This window comes from Methanococcoides orientis (genome assembly GCF_021184045.1).
In the GTDB taxonomy this organism is placed as follows: Archaea; Halobacteriota; Methanosarcinia; order Methanosarcinales; family Methanosarcinaceae; genus Methanococcoides; species Methanococcoides orientis.
This window is the reverse complement of sequence record NZ_CP073710.1, coordinates 513,898-531,577: the sequence shown is the minus strand read 5'-3', so window position 1 is coordinate 531,577 and position 17,680 is coordinate 513,898. Positions and strand designations below refer to the sequence as shown.

The 17,680-nt window shown below is 40.8% G+C and carries 16 protein-coding genes and 1 pseudogene; 8 read left to right on the top strand and 9 right to left on the bottom strand.

What is annotated here, in order from left to right; all coding sequences use genetic code 11:
- Positions 1–7 precede the first annotated feature (7 nt).
- The 8 genes and pseudogenes from J7W08_RS02830 to J7W08_RS02795 form a co-directional block, all read right to left on the bottom strand.
- Positions 8–2,188 carry a histidine kinase dimerization/phosphoacceptor domain -containing protein gene (locus tag J7W08_RS02830; protein ID WP_233085139.1) on the bottom strand — a complete coding sequence of 727 codons (2,181 nt, stop codon included), beginning with the start codon at positions 2,186–2,188 and terminating at the stop codon, positions 8–10.
- A gap of 32 nt (positions 2,189–2,220) precedes the next feature.
- The gene (locus tag J7W08_RS02825) at positions 2,221–3,006 is read right to left on the bottom strand and encodes a helix-turn-helix transcriptional regulator (protein ID WP_233085138.1); all 786 of its coding nucleotides are present in this window, start codon (positions 3,004–3,006) and stop codon (positions 2,221–2,223) included.
- Positions 3,006–3,809 (bottom strand): helix-turn-helix transcriptional regulator, encoded by an 804-nt coding sequence (locus tag J7W08_RS02820; protein WP_233085137.1) that lies wholly within the window; start codon positions 3,807–3,809, stop codon positions 3,006–3,008. Before J7W08_RS02820 ends, J7W08_RS02825 begins: the two co-directional genes overlap by 1 nt.
- 212 nt (positions 3,810–4,021) lie before the next feature.
- Positions 4,022–4,249, bottom strand: a complete 228-nt coding sequence (locus tag J7W08_RS02815; RefSeq protein ID WP_233085136.1) for an AcrB/AcrD/AcrF family protein — start codon at positions 4,247–4,249, stop codon at positions 4,022–4,024.
- 12 nt (positions 4,250–4,261) lie between these two features.
- Positions 4,262–4,525 carry a monomethylamine transporter gene (locus J7W08_RS02810; protein WP_233085135.1) on the bottom strand — a complete coding sequence of 88 codons (264 nt, stop codon included), beginning with the start codon at positions 4,523–4,525 and terminating at the stop codon, positions 4,262–4,264.
- A 13-nt stretch (positions 4,526–4,538) separates the two neighbouring features.
- Entirely contained in the window at positions 4,539–5,912 is a 1,374-nt protein-coding gene (locus J7W08_RS02805) for an APC family permease (RefSeq protein ID WP_233085134.1), read from the bottom strand.
- A gap of 848 nt (positions 5,913–6,760) precedes the next feature.
- Positions 6,761–8,137 (bottom strand): annotated as a pseudogene (locus tag J7W08_RS02800) (monomethylamine:corrinoid methyltransferase).
- Positions 8,138–8,154: 17 nt separating this feature from the next.
- Positions 8,155–8,811: a cobalamin B12-binding domain-containing protein gene (locus J7W08_RS02795; RefSeq protein WP_048194174.1), complete on the bottom strand. Its 657-nt coding sequence runs from the start codon at positions 8,809–8,811 to the stop codon at positions 8,155–8,157.
- A 166-nt stretch (positions 8,812–8,977) separates the two neighbouring features.
- On the opposite strand from J7W08_RS02795, the gene J7W08_RS02790 reads away from it, so the two are divergent.
- From J7W08_RS02790 to J7W08_RS02760, 7 genes are all read left to right on the top strand, one after another.
- The gene (locus J7W08_RS02790) at positions 8,978–9,388 is read left to right on the top strand and encodes a helix-turn-helix domain-containing protein (protein ID WP_233085133.1); all 411 of its coding nucleotides are present in this window, start codon (positions 8,978–8,980) and stop codon (positions 9,386–9,388) included.
- Positions 9,389–9,727: 339 nt separating this feature from the next.
- Positions 9,728–10,603 (top strand): damage-control phosphatase ARMT1 family protein, encoded by an 876-nt coding sequence (locus J7W08_RS02785; RefSeq protein ID WP_233085132.1) that lies wholly within the window; start codon positions 9,728–9,730, stop codon positions 10,601–10,603.
- A gap of 138 nt (positions 10,604–10,741) precedes the next feature.
- A complete protein-coding gene (locus J7W08_RS02780; protein ID WP_233085131.1) occupies positions 10,742–10,930 on the top strand; it encodes a CooT family nickel-binding protein in 189 nt (62 codons plus the stop codon).
- A gap of 139 nt (positions 10,931–11,069) precedes the next feature.
- Positions 11,070–12,077 carry a type II glyceraldehyde-3-phosphate dehydrogenase gene (locus J7W08_RS02775; RefSeq protein WP_233085130.1) on the top strand — a complete coding sequence of 336 codons (1,008 nt, stop codon included), beginning with the start codon at positions 11,070–11,072 and terminating at the stop codon, positions 12,075–12,077.
- Positions 12,078–12,101: 24 nt separating this feature from the next.
- A complete protein-coding gene (locus tag J7W08_RS02770; RefSeq protein WP_233085129.1) occupies positions 12,102–12,905 on the top strand; it encodes a bifunctional fructose-bisphosphatase/inositol-phosphate phosphatase in 804 nt (267 codons plus the stop codon).
- 1 nt (position 12,906) lies between these two features.
- Positions 12,907–13,743 carry an NAD(+)/NADH kinase gene (locus J7W08_RS02765; RefSeq protein ID WP_233085128.1) on the top strand — a complete coding sequence of 279 codons (837 nt, stop codon included), beginning with the start codon at positions 12,907–12,909 and terminating at the stop codon, positions 13,741–13,743.
- 69 nt (positions 13,744–13,812) lie between these two features.
- Positions 13,813–14,991, top strand: coding sequence for a homocitrate synthase family protein (locus J7W08_RS02760; RefSeq protein WP_233085127.1), 1,179 nt, complete (start codon positions 13,813–13,815; stop codon positions 14,989–14,991).
- Between the two features lie 110 nt (positions 14,992–15,101).
- Here J7W08_RS02760 and J7W08_RS02755 read toward each other — a convergent pair whose 3' ends face one another.
- Complete coding sequence (locus J7W08_RS02755) at positions 15,102–15,644, bottom strand: TIGR00288 family NYN domain-containing protein (protein WP_233085126.1); 543 nt, start codon at positions 15,642–15,644, stop codon at positions 15,102–15,104.
- A 389-nt stretch (positions 15,645–16,033) separates the two neighbouring features.
- Between J7W08_RS02755 and J7W08_RS02750 the strand changes: the two genes are divergently transcribed.
- On the top strand, positions 16,034–17,680 hold the full coding sequence (locus J7W08_RS02750; RefSeq protein WP_233085125.1) for a DUF835 domain-containing protein: 1,647 nt from the start codon (positions 16,034–16,036) through the stop codon (positions 17,678–17,680).

Genomic DNA, 17,680 nt, shown 5'->3' with positions numbered 1-17,680 from the left:
TAACACCTCATCTGTTCTCACGGAAAGTTATCTTAAATTTGGTTCCATTGGTCTTGTCCAGCTCAATTTCACCATCGACCTGGGACGTCAGGTTCGTTACAAGCTGAAGTCCAAGAGATTCTGTATTCTTGAAGTCTATATATTCCGGGAATGGGGTCCCCGTATTACTAATTATTAGCGTGAAGACATCGTTATCTTTCTGGAAATCGATCTCTATGTCTCCTTGTTCACCATTTCCAAAGGCATGTTGTAGTGCATTTGATGTCAGTTCATTGATAATGATACCAAGGGGAACAGCTGTATCCATTCCCAGGAAAACATCCTCAACATTCAAAATCAGATTAACATTTTCCTTATCTACATTATATGAATGGAATAAGTGATCTGTCAGGTTTTCAATGTAATCAGCAAAATCAAGACTTACAAGATCCTTTGACTGATAGAGCTTTTCATGAATCAGTGCAATGGAACGGACACGGTTCTCACTATCCCTGAAGGAGTCAATCACTTCCTGATACTTGAACTTCAGAGATTCCAGATAAAGCATTCCTGAAACAACCTGAAGATTGTTCTTAATCCGGTGATGGATCTCCTTAGTCCTTACATCTTCCATTGTTTTAAGGTTCTCTTCCGCTTCAACACGTTCTGTAATGTCAAGAATTGTACCCTGGAAGTATGTGATACTTCCACCTTCATCCCGCTGAATATATGTATCTTCGTGTATCCAGCGTATGTTCCCATTCTTTGTAACGATCCTGTAATCTTTGTGGAAATTCTTCTTTCCTTCATCTGCACAAGCTTGTAGTTCATTCCATACTATTTTACGATCATCAGGATGTATTATATTACCATATAGCACCTTGCCTGATGTGAATTCTTCAAGTGAATATCCAAATTGGGTTATATTGTCTGAAACGAATTCGACAGGATAGTCCTCTTCATTTTTCCACCAGAACACAACGACCCTGCTGCTGTTAACGGCTGCCTCCATCTTGCTTATGAGTTCATAGGAGTTCTGCAATTCCTTTGAATAGATAGTAAGGGAATCAAGGATCTCGTTCAAACCTTTGGGTATTAAATTGAGATCGAGCTCAACATCAGTATTTGCCCTTGCATCAAAATCTCCCCTCAAAGCTGCTCCGGATATCTTCTTGAAGTCTGCTACGATCTCATCGATCCTGTTTGTAAATGAAGATGCTATAAAAAAGGCCATTAAGCCCATGAAAAAGATAGAGAACAGGTAAATGGAAACCAGGTCGGACCTTATGGAATTAACCCCTGCGAACATTTCCTCGGGAGGTACAACAAGTACAATTGCATAATTACCGGTTTCAATTGGTTCATAGAACATGACGACCTCTTTTGAGGTTGCAGGATCAATGGTGTCAATATGACCACCAACTCCATTCCTTATGTCATCAGCAGCAATACTTATTTGCGGTATATCAAAATCATAGATGGAGCTCGTTCCGATCCATTCCTTGTTAATTGGATGCGAAAGAAGTATTCCTTCGTTGCTAACCATGAAAAGATAACCTGTATCAAAAGCCTTTACACTACTTACAGCCTCATCAACATAGTTTAACGATACATCAACACCGCCGATGCCAACAAATTCCCCATTTCTGATAATAGGTGCATCATAGCTTACCATCAGTGCTCCCTGGTAAAGATAAGGTTCTGTGACCACATTTTGCTTGAGTTTCTTTGGACCCTGATAATATTCAGATACCTCATAATCTACAAGAGGCTCAACACTGATAGGACCATTTATAGTGTTCCAGTATGGTACAAATCTTCCGGTATCGTCATGCCCTTCCGCTCCAACGAATTCAGCATCCCTCCCGTCAAAGGCATTCGGCTCAAAACCAACATATGCCCCAATGAGATTTGGGTTCTCTGCAAGTAGCTCTTTTAACATCTCATTCGTTTCATTACGGTCAGCAGACTCATATTTAACCATAAGTGCTGCCAGTGAGCTTGCTATTGCCATGTTGGCCTTCATATCGGCATTATACTGGTGTGCAAAGCTTTTTGCATTCTGGATAGAGTCATGGTATGCAAGTTGTTCTTCCTGATCCGTAACAGTAGAAATTATAGTAATTGATGAAGCAGACAGTATGAATGAAATGCCTACGACTATATAAAGTACTAATTTAAATTTCAGTGACAGGTCTTTCCATTGCATACTCGGCCCATATATATTTTTAATGATCGATCTTATTCGTTAGCAGTTCTTGAAAGTTCACGGTAGTATGAGAAGAGCTCTTTGCACCAATCAATTGCACTATCCTCAAATGTTATGATGTCCTGATGATCGTATCTTCCCTGGCTATTAAAGAAGCTGATATAGGCACATTTTTCAGTGACATTAAAAGTAGGCGCTTTTAACTCGTCCTTGCAAATTAGAAATGTCGTATTTCCAGATCCTAATATGGCATTCATTTCCTCTTCATAGTCATTTTGCATCCTTTCAAATACAGAATCTGTAACTATCAGATCAAGAACTACCCCCCTGTTCGTAATATCTTTGTAGAATCGGGGAAAATCAGGATGGAAAAATGATACCATTGAACTCATTTCTTGCGAGTCATTGGTGTTGCTTATCAGTTTTTCCGGAATCTCATACATGTGGTCCAGGTCAGGCACAACAAGTTCGATATCTCCCAGGTCACCTATATTGTTAAGAAGTTCTTCCGGAATTGAGTTCAGGTCACGGTCATCCCAATAAAGATCCGATTTATCAAATACTTTCAGCATACTGGAAAGCGGTTTCATGTTCTCGACTATAAGCCGTCCTATAGTTGTCAGTTCATAGATTCCGGTATCATCCTTATGAACAAGACCTGATTCACGGAGTTTCTTTATCTGTGGAAGTATGGAAGAAGAACTAACATCAAGACTTGAGTTGATCGTTTTTATATCTGTGGGGCCATTAAGAAGCAAAAGAAGTAAATTTTCTCTTTTCTCCGAAAGGAAAAGGGTTTCGATCAGGTCTAATACCATTATATATCCCCACCCTCTTGAATGTCTGTTATTTCCATAGATCGATCACAATAATGAACGAACAATTCAGTACACCACTTCAAAGCACTTTCATCAAAGCTCATAATATCATTGTGGTCATAGCTACCGTTCTCGCTCAAAAAGCTGATGTACATGAACCACTCGGACACATCAATTGCCGGTGGTCTTCCTTCACCCTGATATAGTAAGACCCTTGTGTTCTTTGCGGATAAAAGAAAATCCAGTTCTTTCATATTGTTGGTCTTCATTCTCTTAAATGCCGATTCTGAAAGGATCAGTGTAAGACTATTTGCCCTCTCTGCAAGTTCAGAATAGAACTTTGGGTATTCAGGTCTGTAAAAAGAGATTATGGACATTATCTCCTTTGATTTCAGGAGATTTTCTGTAAATTCTTTCGGTATCTCAAATGTATAGTGAAGATCAGGTTCAAGAAGCAGATAGTTTCCTAGTTCATGAAGTCGTTTGAAAAGATGAGGGGGGAGAATATTGATATCGTGTTGCTCCCAGTACTCCTTGTTCTCGGAGATCATACTCAATGTATTGATAAGGGGTAGCATGTTCCTAACGACAAGCTTTCCGATATTCGATAATTTGTAGTTCTCACCCTCTTCGATGATAAGGTGTTTTTCCTTGAGTTTCTTTATCTGTGGCATCATACCACGCGATGTAACATTAAGAGACATCTTGATCTGTTCGATGTCCCGAGGACCTTCCATTAGTAACAAAAGCAGGTTCGTTCTTTTTTCAGAAAGCCAAACATGATCTGTCAGTGACGATGTCATTATACCCCTTTATCCTAAATGCTGCTGATGATATATTTCAGCTTTTATTAGTAACAGCATAATGATTGTTCGTTAGATAAGAAGGTTTCTATTATTATTACGAATGTAAATGAAATTCATTTAAGATTATAGAAATTAAGCTTCAATTGAAGTGAAAAATATAAAAAAAAGAAGAAGTTGTAGCATTTTAACCACAACTACTTGAAGTCTATTTAATAGATATAGTTCTTGAGAGAGTGATGCAGGATCACAGCAAAGAATACAAGGATCACTGCCACCAAGCCGAAGTATTCGAAAGGATTCCAGTCAAATACTACAGGTCCAGTGTCAGCTCCAAGTACAAGTACAGGAGCTATTACACAAATACCTGCGACAACGAAGATGAACAGGATATCTGCGATCTGCATGATAATACTACCTTTTGCTTCAGATTTTGCCATATTTCCACCTCCTTAATCGTAATAGTTAAAGTCGTACATGTGTTCCTTGATGGATTTGTACACAGTGATGCAACCGATGGTCTCGATCCCGAGCAAAAGTACCAGGAACAAGAGGTAGACCGGAAAGATGGTACGAAGTTCGGGCACTGCATCCCATAGAGTTGATATTATTCTATAAAAGACAAATGTCTCTGAGAAGAACAAGAGTCCTAATACGAGAACAATAATGCCTGCATCTTTTTTGAGGTCGTTGTGATATTTTGTCTTATTCACCATTTTTCTTCCTCCATTATCTCCTGTGTACGGGTTCAGGCCATCCGAGGTCTTCTCCCCAATCGTGATTTATCTCAATGCTCTTATATCTCCACGAGAAGTAGAAGTATGCTATTACGTAGAACAAGAGTCCAAAGATAAGGTTGTAATTGTATCCCCAGTTAAGGGTAGACATGATCACAATGGCAAGGAAAATCGTAATGTATGCAATTGTTGGCTGCAGAGGACCCACAAACGGGCGGACCTTCTGGCTGTGCTCCGGGAATAACTTCCTAAAGCGGATCAGGGAAAATGGGATCATTACATAGCAGATTAAACCTGATATGATTGAAAAGGTGATGACCTGATCGAGGAAACCACTAAATGCAAATGCGATCGCGATAGGCATTGTGAAAATGACTGCCCTGTATGGAGTGCTGTAACGTGGATGCACGTCAGCGAACCAATTTGTCAGAAATTTATCCCTTGAAAGGGCAAACCATGACCGTGATGCGTCACAAACTGTACCGTTTGCGCTTGCAAGACAGGTGAAAAGTGTACCGATTCCGAGAGCTGCAATGAGGAATTTAGAACCTGTTGCTGTTGCTGCTTCAAAGAGTGGGTATACTGAAGAACCGAGTTCTGCGGCTGGGATGAGACCTGAACATAAGTAGAGTGTCATACCTGAACCGAGAAGAAGGGTTATCATGCCTGCTTGCTGTCCGAGAGGAACTGCTCTTGTTGGATGTTTGCATTCTTCTGCACACATTGCTGCTCCTTCGATACCAAGGTAGAACCAAGGTCCAAATTGCAGAGCTGCAAAGACACCTATAAAACCGTTAGGTATAGCTCCTGATATGAGATATTCCGGGTGCCATGTGCCGGCAAATCCGGTAATGTTCATGAAGAAGAATACTATGATAGCTATCAATGCTGTGAATGTGAGTGCAAAGTTAAGATTAAGAGCAGCTACGACTCCACGATAGTTCATAAATGTTAAGAATGATATAATTAACAATGTAACCGGGAATGTATCTATTTCCGGGAAGATCGAATTTGTGATGGATGCAACGACAATAGCGTCAGCAGCTTCCAGAGCAATGAATTCCATATATACTGCAAGACCTACAAGTGCGGCTGCACCGGGTCCTACGAATAATCTTGCCCAATCATAAGGTCCGCCTGCTAGTTTAGTTGATGATCCTAGTTCACTGGCGCATAAAGAAACCATTACAAACATGGTACCTGCAACCAACAATGCAAAGAGTGAACCAAGTATTCCACCTTTTGCAACTGTAAAGTTCCAACCCATGTATTCGCCTACCAGAACAATACCAACTCCAAGCGCCCATACGTGATAAGGGCGGAGTGTCTTTACGACACCATGTTCCGAATTTGTATTTCCAGACATTTAATTCTCCTTAAAAACCACAATTATTTTGAGACTTTACTGGCATCTAATAACATCCAACCTATCAAAACAAAACAGGTCAAATAGATGATTCCATTGATTATAGTCCATGTATCCATTTTCATGCACCTTTACTTTCTAGCAATCAAAATTCTATGTAATCAGCACGAAAATCCTTAAAGGATAGATTACTCTTGATTTACTGAATTTCTGGCACAAATTACATTATGGTATTTATATTTTTTTGTCAACATATAACCGGAATTTGCTTGCCGAACTATTTAATATATATAGTTTTACATTACGATTGTTAAAAAATTGTTAACATAGAAATAGAACGATTAGACATTATAAAAAAAACAATACGCTTTGGCAGGAGATAAGATCTAGTATATATATATTGTGCACATGGACATTAAGTTTTTTTAAATAGAAAGGAATGTTGCCGCACACAATATTATTGAAAATTGGACCTTTGAGATCAATCCATCAGACCTAAGAAATATTTTAACCTCAGTTCTCGGCAAATGACAATTAAGGATTTGTTAAATTGAATTTGATTTAGTCTTAAAATGTTCATGATACTAATATATAGATCAAACAGGAAGTTCCAGATTATTTCATTTTAAAAACTATCAAAAGCATGTCTGCATCAATGTTAGTAGCGATGAATAAGGACTATGCCATTGAAAGCTGCTACAATGGATATCCAATAAATTAATTAGTTATTGATCTGTGATCGCAGCAAATAGCACAATATTTGCGGAATCTAATATATACGTAGTAGAAAAGAAAAAAAGAATGCCAGCAAATAATGCTGGCAAAAGGATCTTGTAAAGATCTTAGTCTTAGAATGAAAGACCGAACTCTTCGAGTTTCTTCCTTGCACCCTCGTATACCTTGACGTACTCGTCGGTTGGTGTAACGGTTGCAACATCATAACATTCCTGGAAGGTCTTACCCTCAGGAGCATTTGCATAGTCGCCTTCGTATGATGCAACGAGCTTGTCGAGTACAGCGTTGACGGAGTCAATGTCCATGCCTGCTGTTGCACGTGCGACTTCTCCCATCATCCTTGCTTCCATACCGGTTGTCTTGTCAGTGATGACACCCTTTGCTGCTGCGACACCTGAGAGGATCTCACGGCCGGATGCTGTGTCAGTTACTGACTGTGCTGCTGCTTCGAGGAGGCACATCTCGGTACATGGACCTGCACATGGATAGTACTGGTTACCGGTCATAAGGTCTGTGAACTCACTGATTGTTGCACATGCCCATCCTGCGATCTGGAGGGTTTCCCTGGTGTTGGTGGATCCCCATCTGATGTGGACAGGACCATCAAGGTGCCAGCTTGCACTGCTCATGATCATGGAGTTAAGGCTGGTTGCAACATCTACGATTGTTGTTTCTTCAATACCACCAGCGTATCCGCCGAAGATTGGCATCTGCTCGTCCATGATTATGTCACTGTTGCCCTTGTAGTGAGCCATGACTGCAATTGCATCGAGGTCGATCTTAAGCTCGTTGAGCTGTGATACTTCGTGGCTGTCACTTGTGACCTGGCCGCCGACACAGTCGGAAGCGATGTTACCCTGAGCTGACAGGGAGGTCTCAGGTCCCTAAACAGCCATACCTGGCCTACCAGCCATTGCTGCTGCGTTCTTGATGATCCTTGTTTCGGACTTTGCTGCGAGAACTTCGTATGGGCTGCCTGGTATAGGTGGCTTACCACGAACCGTCATCATAACACCATTTACAATTGTGTCAACTTCTTTCTCGAGTGCATAGCTCATGTGAATTGCAGAGAACATATCTTCTGAGATTGGGGAACCTGTTGGACCACCCTGTACTATTGGCTTTCTCTTGTCACCAACAGATCTCTTCTTCATCTGTACTGCATCTCTGCCTGTACCGAGCTGGAATGCTGGCATTGGGTTGTTGATTGCGTCCCAGAGTTCGTCTTCTGTGTATTTGACGATCCTCTTTGTGTCTGTGCAGTAGATACCACACTCAAGGAGCATGTCGAAACCTGCCTTGAAGAGTCTCTCCATCTGGTCCTTGTCGGTTGGAACGAACTCGGTACCAAAGTCAAGGTTGTATTTCTGCTTGAGTTCCATTGCCTTCATTGGAATGGTCATCAGATCCCAGTCATCCTGGGTGCATTTCTCACCGTTCTGTGCTCGGTCATAGAAGTCAAAGCAAGTTACTGATTTTGTGAATGTCATTTTAATGTCTCCCCAATTTATGCGCTCATAAGCTCAAGTGCTACTCTTGCTGCCTCTGCTGCATTTTCGGCTGTGCCGTCTGCACCACACTCAGCGATCCATTCATCTGTGACTGGTGCGCCACCGAACATGATCTTGACTTCGCCTCTAAGGTTCTCCTCTTCAAGTAATCTTACTACATCTTTCTGGCCGAGCATTGAGGTTGTCATAAGTGCGGAACCTACAAGGATCATCTTCTTGCCCTTGTTCTTTGCAATTGCTTCAACAACATCTTCGTTTGGAATATCTGTTCCAAGGTCGAGAATGTCAAATCCATTTGCACCGAGCATTGTTGTAACAAGACGGTGACCGATATCGTGAATATCTCCTTCCTGTACGAATGTTACAGCCATTCCGACACCCTCTTCGTCGCCCTTCTCTTCTGCGAGAATTGGCTCAAGGATCTCCATTGCAGCTTTCATTGCCTTTGCAGACATCATGATCTGTGGAAGGTAGATTGTTGCTGCTTCGAAGTTGTCACCGACGATCTTCATGCCTGGTGCAAGTGCTTCGTTGATAATATCGAATGCAGAGAGACCTGCATCGAGAGCTTCCTGTGTCAGTGCTGGACATCCGTTAATGTCCTGGTTTACTATTGCATCTTTAAGTTTGTCAAAAAGTTCCTGATTTCCCATTTTCATCACCTTTTTAATAGCAGTCTTACAGCCCGATCGGAAAGTCTTGTTTTCCCGAAAGGTCGTTTGTCCTGTTCAACTGCAAATAATCCTTGCGAATACTCGTATTTAACCTTTTCTAATTTGAAACCAATGTATTTATACTTATAAAACCATATCAACAGACATGGTAAAAACAGAAATGATTCCTATTCAAAAAAAATTGACTCACCAGGAACTTAACAAAAGGATACGATATATTGAGACATTGATCAAAGTACTGGATCGTTTATACTTTATCCGTTACAGATATACGGGAGACTCCGTAGAGGAAGCTGCAAGCAAGGTTGGCGTTACTAAAAAGGTTGCATATGTATGGCAAAAAAGGTGGAATAAGGATGGATATGCAGGATTACTACCCAGGCATGGCGGGGGCAGACCTTCTAAATTAAGCGAAGACCAGAAGAATGATCTGAGGATATACCTGAGGGTGCAAAAGAGCTGGACAACTACCCAGGTTGCCAACCTTATCAAAGAGAAATTTGGAGTGGAGTATTCATTAAAACAAGTTAGGATTATTATGAAATCTCTCGATTAAAAGAGTACTTTATTTTGTTCATTTCCCCATATTTTCTTTTTTTCTGCACTTATGTAGGTATATAAACAAGAGTTGGCAATATCTTTATATAATATACACCTAAACCGGAAATAAATGTTTGATTTTAAGACAAATTTTTCCTTTTAAGGGATATTTCACCATGATTTTGAGCGTTTTCATTAAGTTTAATTTTTGCCGGAAGGTCCTTTCCGCTTCGTTCAAGCTCGCGTCAGGGCACACAAGAATACTTTGAGTTAAACTTATGTGTATGACGCCTATTTGATACATCCACCTGAAAGATCGATATTACTTATTATTACAACTAAAAGGGCTAAAATAATGAAAATGGATGCAAGATGTACGTATTGCCTTCTTTCAAGAGTGCACTATGAAGCACAGCTTTCAACCAATGACACCGAGCTTATACACAAGACCATGCTTGCAGGGATCGATGTGCTCAAAGAGACCTACAAACCAGGAGTAGCTGCCGGAGTAGTATCAACAGCCATCCACAGGAAGGCTTACGAAATGCTCAATGATGAGGACCCATATTTTGAGCTCAGGCAATTAAGCAACCGGATCGCACAAAAAGTGTATCCATATGCACATTCCCTGGTTTATGCTGGCGATCCGACAGACGAGGAAATGTTCAGAAGGGCAGTACTAGCATCTGTTATTGGAAATTTCTTCGATTTCGGCATCATGGGATTTGACGTTGGAGAAGACGTTTTTGATGAGACCTTTGCGGAAATATTCCGGAAAGGGCTTGATGTGGACGATACCTCCGAGATGTTCAAAATGCTTGATGATGTTGTATATGTGGTTGACAACTGCGGAGAGATTATCCTTGACACCCTTGTTTTTGACATCATCAGGAAAGTTGGTGGCAAGATCACACTCGTAGTACGCGGCGCCCCCATGCTTACTGACGTCACAATGGAGAATGTACGGGAGCTGGAGCTGGACAAGAAAGTTGATCGAGTGCTGACCACAGGATCAAATGCAGTAGGTGTCTGCTTTGAGGAAGCACCCCCTGAGTTCATCGATGCCCTGGAGAATGCCAGCCTGATAATAAGCAAAGGAATGGCTAACTACGAAACCATGTCCGAAAGGAATTTTGAAGCAATTGCATATCTGCTTCGTACCAAATGCGAAGCGGTAGCAGAAGACATGGGCCTTGAGATGGGATATTCCGTAGCAAAGCTCGTGAGATGAGATCAGGAAGATTGTGTGAAAGTAGTTATCTATTATTAGAACATATCAATGCGTAATCTAAAGCATGTGAATAAGTTCAAAATACTTTCACCGATGGTCTGACATACCATCACAATAATACCAATAACAGGTGTAAATATGTGCGAACTGAATGCAATAGTTATCAACGGTGATGAAAGGGAATTGGTTATGGAATCAGTCACTAAAATGGTGGTTGATGGGGATTCCATAGAACTTACCGGAATATTCGGGGAAAAGACGATCATCTTTGGTTCAATAAAAGAGGTCGATTTTTCAAAAGGGGAAACTATAATTATTGGAAATTGAATTAACAGGAGCAACAGGAGATATATCAGTAACCTCAGACACTTTTTTACTGTGGTAACATATGCTCTGGTGCCAGACTGACGTTCATACTGTATACTTATACTGAAATGTGTCAAATTCGTAATGGAAGGTACATTAAATGACTAAAGCTAAAGTTGCAATAAACGGATACGGAACCATTGGTAAGAGAGTGGCAGATGCTGTAATGCTTCAGGATGATATGGAGATCATCGGTATTGCAAAGACTCGCCCTAACTTCGAGACTGTAATTGCACAGGAGAAAGGATATCCTGTCTACACTCTTGCGGACAGGGTAGAAGCAATGGAAAAGGAAGGCATCGATGTTGCAGGTACCGTTGAGGAAATGATCGAAGCAGCCGATGTTGTGGTTGACTGTACACCAGGTAAAATTGGTGCTACTAACAAGGAACTTTACGAGAAGGCAGGCACCAAGGCTATCTGGCAGGGTGGCGAAGCACATGACCTTGCAGGTTGCTCCTTCAACGCTGAGACCAACTACGAAGAGGCTCTTGGCAAGGACTTCGTAAGAGTCGTTTCCTGTAACACAACCGGACTTTGCCGCGTTCTTTCACCACTCGATAAGGAGTTTGGGGTAAAGAAGGCACGTGTAACACTTATGAGAAGATCTGCTGACCCTAATGATATCAAACACGGCCCTATCAATGCTATCGTCCCGAATCCTATCACATTGCCCTCACACCACGGCCCTGATGTAAAGACCGTTATACCCGGCATTGACGTTGCAACAACAGCAGTCAAGCTTCCTACAACATTAATGCACATGCATACCATCAACCTTGAGCTTGAGAAGGAATGTACTGCAGAAGATGTCAAGAATATCCTTGCAGAGCAGAGCCGTGTCAGGTTCGTTGGACAGGGAATCACATCCACCGCCGAGATCATGGAACTCGCAAAGGACCTTGGAAGGCCAAGAGGTGACATGTGGGAGAACTGCATATGGGATGAATCCATCACAATGTATGAAGGAGAACTTTACTTCTTCCAGGCGATCCACCAGGAATCAGATGTCATTCCTGAGAATGTGGATGCCATCCGCGCAATGATGGAGCTTGAGAGCGAGGGACAGAAGTCCATTGCTGAAACGAATAGTAAAATGGGCATCTAATCTGCCCATCATTTTTTTATCAATATGATAACTTTTCCACAGGCGCTGGAATTGTGTGATCTCTTATCAGATGCCGCAGGAAATGCAATTTCCAATCTTGTCGATACATCTGAAGCTTTCGAAACAGTCTATGTCGGTGCTGATGGGACCGATACCAAACTGATTGATGACGTATCAGAGAAAGCAATACTTGAGGTCCTCCGGGAAAATGGTCGTTCAATGAGGATCTTAAGTGAGGAATTCGGAGAGATAAAGCTGGGTGAAGATCCCGAATTTTCCATTATTCTGGACCCGCTTGATGGCACATACAATGTTGCCAATGGCATTCCTGTCTACAGCATTTCAATTGCAATTGGTAATCCGGACCATACTTCTGTTTATTTTGGATATGTGAAGAACCTTGCAAATGGGGATGTTTTCCATGCAGGGTTGGGAAAGGGAGCATATTTTAATGGTCAAAGGATCGCACCTTCCAGAAATCATGCCCTGAACACATTCTGCATAAGCCTCTATGGATATCGCAAGAATGTAGAAAGGACAGTGGATCTTTGCAAGAGCGTTCGCAGGATAAGAATACTCGGAAGCGTGGCTTTGGAGCTATGTTATGTAGCATCCGGGCGGCTTGATGCATTCGTTGATGTTCGCGGTTCCCTGCGTCTTGTGGATGTTGCTGCCGGAAAGTTGGTAATAGAGGAAGCCGGAGGCAAGGTTACCGATGGAAAAGGCTCCCCGCTTAAGCTCAAAGGAAGTGTTATAAATCCACTTTATATGGTAGCTTCGAACGGATATGCACATTCTGATATATTGAACCTTATAGAGAGGCACTAAAATGATCATCAAAAAGATCGGGATAGTATCGCGGTGTGACCATGAAGATGCACTTGAGATGGTAAGGAATATCGTAGAACACTTCAATTCGAAAGTTGAGATCGCCATAACTCCTAAAACTGCCGAACCCCTGAACCTACATGATGTGGAGATCACACCAGTGGAAAAGATGAGGGAAAAGGACGTCGAACTTCTAATTTCCGTAGGGGGAGACGGCACAGTACTTCGCAATATTGCCCGCATGGAGGACCCGCTTCCAATATTAGGTATAAACATGGGAACACTTGGATTTCTTGTGGATGTAAATCCATCAGAGGCAATTGAGACCATTGAAAAAGTTCTGAAAGGTTTCAAGTACAGTGAGCGTTCCCGCCTTTCCGTCAATCTCAACGGGGAAAAGATACCACCTGCAACCAATGAAGTTGTGCTCACAACAGCAAGACCTGCAAAGATACTTACATTCAGGATAACTATCGATGACCGGAAAGTGGAGGACATACGTGCCGACGGCGTTGTGATTGCGACCCCGACGGGATCTACTGCATATGCAATGAGTGCTGGCGGACCTATCATCGATCCAAATGTCAATGCAACGCTAATTGTACCCCTTGCACCTTTCAAGTTATCTTCAAGACCATGGGTAGTTCCTGCAGAGAGCCTTATCAAGGTCGAGATGATCATTCCGGAAAAGGAAGCAGCCCTTGTAGTTGACGGGCAGTACACCCATAATATACAGGAGAACGATGTTGTTACCCTTACAATGTCCAATTTCCCCGCAAGATTTGTAGAAACATCCGCAAGCGGTTTTTATGAGAGAGTAGAGAGCAAGCTCAGATAATTGAAAAGTAGGTTCAAAACCTACATATTTATATATTGCTTTCTCAAACAACGAGTGGGAATCAATACTATGTCAAACACTGATTATTATTCCAAAAATGAACTTATGAACTTCATCGATACGAAACCTCTTGACATCGAGATATGCGATGTAACATTGAGGGACGGTGAACAAACCCCAGGCGTAGCTTTCACAAAGGAAGAAAAGATCGATCTCGCAATGGAACTTGATGCCATAGGCGTCGAGGTTATCGAAGCTGGATTTCCTGTTGTCTCCAGTTCTGAGAAAGAGATCGTCAAAGAGATCAGCAATATGGGGTTAAACTCAAATATTTGCTGTCTTGCACGCTCTGTGATAAGTGATGTTGACGCAGCGATAGATTGCGATGTTGATATAGTAAGCATCTTTATTGCGATGTCTGACCTTCATTTAAAGTTCAAGTATCACAAAAGTTGCGCAGACGTATTCAGCTGTGCAATGAGCAGCATTGAGCATGCAAAAGACCATGGCCTTAAGGTCAGGTTTGCAGCAGAGGATGGCACCAGGACCGATGTGGAAACTCTCAAAAAAGCGTTCATTGCAGCTGAAGAATATAAGGTCGATTATGTCAGTATCGCAGATACTATTGGCATTTTAAGCCCTGCAACAACCCATTATCTTGTGTCTGAGATAAATAAAGTGGTTAATACCCCTATTTGCATCCACTGCCACGATGATCTGGGAATGGCAACTGCAAATACTCTTGTAGCTGCAGAGGCCGGTGCAAAACAATTGCATACAACGGTCAATGGTATTGGCGAACGAGCAGGCAATGCATCCCTTGAAGAGTTGCTTGTTGCATTAAGGGTACAACATGGTATTGAAAGATATGATACTACGAAACTTACAGGGATCTCAAATAAGCTTCAGGAATATTCCGGATTACCAATTGCTGTAAATAAGTCCGTAGTTGGCAAGCATGCTTTTACACATGAATCCGGAATTCATGTAATGGCCATTCTGGAAGAACCGCGAACCTATGAACTTTTTAGTCCTGAAATGGTAGGCGGAAAGCGCAACCTCATAGTAGGCAAACACACCGGGAAAAAAGCACTAAAAGGAATAGTCGAAGATCTTGGATATAACTTAGAAAATGATGAGCTCTGCGATCTTATTCTTAAAGTAAAGAACTGTACAGAGGTTAAAAAAGGATTATCTCGTGAAAGGCTGGAAACCCTTATTCAAACTGTACAATCCCATCAGGGATGAATGAGTTCAATATTTTTCAGAATCGAGATCGAAGTTTAAAAAAATATCAAAAACTGCATGTAAGATTATTTGCATGCAGAACATCCATTCTAATAGGTTTTTATGGAACTTTAAGTTGAGGTGAATCTTTTTTGCTTTATATTTTCAGCATCTTCCTCATCATAATAGTTCATCTGGTTGTTATTAAGTATTACAACATAATCGGATGAATTTCGTAAAGCTGTTGAGAATCCGGGTTCAACACCAAAGATAATGGTCTCTTTCCCATGTTCATTGGCCTTACTTAGAAGTGGTTTGAAATCAGCATCCCTTGTTACCAGTGCAATAGTATCAATTGTAGGGTTGTAAACAAGTTCCATTCCTTCTACTGCAAGACGTACATCAACATCACTGGAACATATGATAGGTTCGAACCCATTGTTCTCTATTGCCTCTACAAGTTTGTCCGAGGCATATTGGTTCAGGAATACCCTGCCGATCTTGACATTGCCATATTCTTTTAATACATCGCGTATTTCTTCAAGATTTACATTAAATTCCTTACGTAGTACATTAGGCCCATCTACAAGGAGTCCTATACGCCTCCTGTCGGTTTCCTTTTTTGTACTAAGATATTTGACAATGGAACCAAATCCAGTTTTAACGTTCTGCATGCTTCCCTCAATTTAATTATTAATATAATAAATTCCCTAATAGATTATAATGATTATGTCGGTCGGTTATTGCATTATCCATGGACTTGGACCACACCTGGATTACAAGTGATCGATACAAATTGCAATATGTCCCTCCATCCCTTACTTTTAAGAAATGAGCAACTATTATTTAGTATCTCCGCTTGATAGTATTAGCTTTACAAAAGAGAAAATGGAAATCTGTAGCTGCTAACGGTTACCAGTCTGGAGAACTATTATGATAATAATGATGGTAACATATTTATTAAAAGAAACCATATTTTATATAGCACATTTAACACATTTTTTGGCAGGAAATGCTACATAGCGATTGAGACTCGCTACAATTAATTAAAGGTGAGCATAAATTGACAAACGATTTGCCTAAAATACTGGTCGTCGATGATGAGAGTACAAATCTTGAAGTGATGGAAGCTTATCTTTCAAGTGACTACGAGATTGCTATGGCTACTAGTGGTAAAGAAGCATTAGAACAGGTCAAGCAATTCCAGCCTGACATCATACTCCTCGATATCCTTATGCCGATCATGGATGGTTTCCAAACCTGTAAGTTGCTCAAAACCGACGAAGAAACAAAATTTATCCCCATAATCCTTGTTACAGCCCTATCTGAAAAAGAGGATAGAATAAAGGGCATTGAAGCAGGTGCAGATGAATTTCTCACCAAACCCATTAACATACTTGAACTTAAAAGCAGGATAAGGTCCTTGCTAAAGTTAAAGCACCAGCACGACCTGTTACTTGAAGAAAGGGACACAGCACAGAAGTACCTCAACATAGCAGGTGTTCTAATACTTGTGCTTGATAATGATCAAAACATCATCGAAATTAATAATAAGGGTACCCATGTGCTTGAATGCACCAGAGAAGAAATAATTGGCCTTAACTGGTACAACAATTTTATTCCTGAAGAGTACCGAACTGAATCAAAAGAACGCTTTAACAATCTTGTGAAGGATTCTAGCAGAGATGTAGGCGACATTCCTGAAAAAACTATAATGACGAGAAAAGGGAACGAAAAAATACTTTCATGGAGTGCCATAAAGTTAAAGGATAAAAATGGGAAGACTTATGGAATCCTTTGTTCAGGTGAAGATATAACATTACAGAAAAATGTAGAAAATAATCTTAAAAAAGCGAATGAGCATTTAGATCTGCTTATTAAGATGTCACCTATTGCTACAATTGTAATTAATGAAGAAAACAAGATCCTAAAAGCTAATGAAAGTGTAGCTGAACTTTTGGGTTTTGAAATTAACGACATGCTTCATACACCAATGTCAAAACTTGTTCTTGATAACCAGAATATCGAGTTTACTGATAAAAAAGATATGATAATAGGATTTCTAAAGAAAAATGGAGATTCTATTGACCTTAATGTCTCTACATCTCTTATCAAAAAAAATGATGATGAAAAAGAATTGATCATCAACCTCCAGAACATATCAGAATTACGAGGTCTTTTGATCGATCCTTCGCTGGAAAAACCTTCACTTGAAGAAAGCGGTGATATAAGTGACCTGCCCAAACTTGAATCAGGATATACATATATACAGCATGAAGATGACAACATGGGCACATATGAGATCTTTTCAAAGATGGTAAAACAAGGCAATCCGGGTCTTTGTATCACCAGGGAAAATCCTGCAAAGATCAGGGAAAAATATAATATCCAAAAAACACCGATCGTCTGGCTTACAAAAAACAAAAGTTCAGAATCCCCATCCATTGCCCCTTCCGAGATATTCAAACTTCACCCAACGATTGAAAATTTCATGAAAAAAGCACAGGAGGGGATTATACTAGTTGATGGACTGGAATACCTTATCCTTGAGAATGATTTTAAGTCTGTGGTTAAGTTCATTGAGCAAACCAATGACAGCATAATGGTATCAGATTCCAGATTGATCTTCAATATTGATTCGAATATCTTCGAGCCAAAGGAATACCACCTACTAAAGAGATGGATGAAACCGTTAAAGGAAGAAATTTAA

Coding starts and splice junctions, on each gene's coding strand:
- J7W08_RS02830 (WP_233085139.1), bottom strand. CDS start 2,188: ATGCAATGGAAAGACCTGTCACTGAAATTTAAATTAGTACTTTATATA.
- J7W08_RS02825 (WP_233085138.1), bottom strand. CDS start 3,006: ATGGTATTAGACCTGATCGAAACCCTTTTCCTTTCGGAGAAAAGAGAA.
- J7W08_RS02820 (WP_233085137.1), bottom strand. CDS start 3,809: ATGACATCGTCACTGACAGATCATGTTTGGCTTTCTGAAAAAAGAACG.
- J7W08_RS02815 (WP_233085136.1), bottom strand. CDS start 4,249: ATGGCAAAATCTGAAGCAAAAGGTAGTATTATCATGCAGATCGCAGAT.
- J7W08_RS02810 (WP_233085135.1), bottom strand. CDS start 4,525: ATGGTGAATAAGACAAAATATCACAACGACCTCAAAAAAGATGCAGGC.
- J7W08_RS02805 (WP_233085134.1), bottom strand. CDS start 5,912: ATGTCTGGAAATACAAATTCGGAACATGGTGTCGTAAAGACACTCCGC.
- J7W08_RS02795 (WP_048194174.1), bottom strand. CDS start 8,811: ATGGGAAATCAGGAACTTTTTGACAAACTTAAAGATGCAATAGTAAAC.
- J7W08_RS02790 (WP_233085133.1), top strand. CDS start 8,978: ATGGTAAAAACAGAAATGATTCCTATTCAAAAAAAATTGACTCACCAG.
- J7W08_RS02785 (WP_233085132.1), top strand. CDS start 9,728: ATGAAAATGGATGCAAGATGTACGTATTGCCTTCTTTCAAGAGTGCAC.
- J7W08_RS02780 (WP_233085131.1), top strand. CDS start 10,742: ATGTGCGAACTGAATGCAATAGTTATCAACGGTGATGAAAGGGAATTG.
- J7W08_RS02775 (WP_233085130.1), top strand. CDS start 11,070: ATGACTAAAGCTAAAGTTGCAATAAACGGATACGGAACCATTGGTAAG.
- J7W08_RS02770 (WP_233085129.1), top strand. CDS start 12,102: ATGATAACTTTTCCACAGGCGCTGGAATTGTGTGATCTCTTATCAGAT.
- J7W08_RS02765 (WP_233085128.1), top strand. CDS start 12,907: ATGATCATCAAAAAGATCGGGATAGTATCGCGGTGTGACCATGAAGAT.
- J7W08_RS02760 (WP_233085127.1), top strand. CDS start 13,813: ATGTCAAACACTGATTATTATTCCAAAAATGAACTTATGAACTTCATC.
- J7W08_RS02755 (WP_233085126.1), bottom strand. CDS start 15,644: ATGCAGAACGTTAAAACTGGATTTGGTTCCATTGTCAAATATCTTAGT.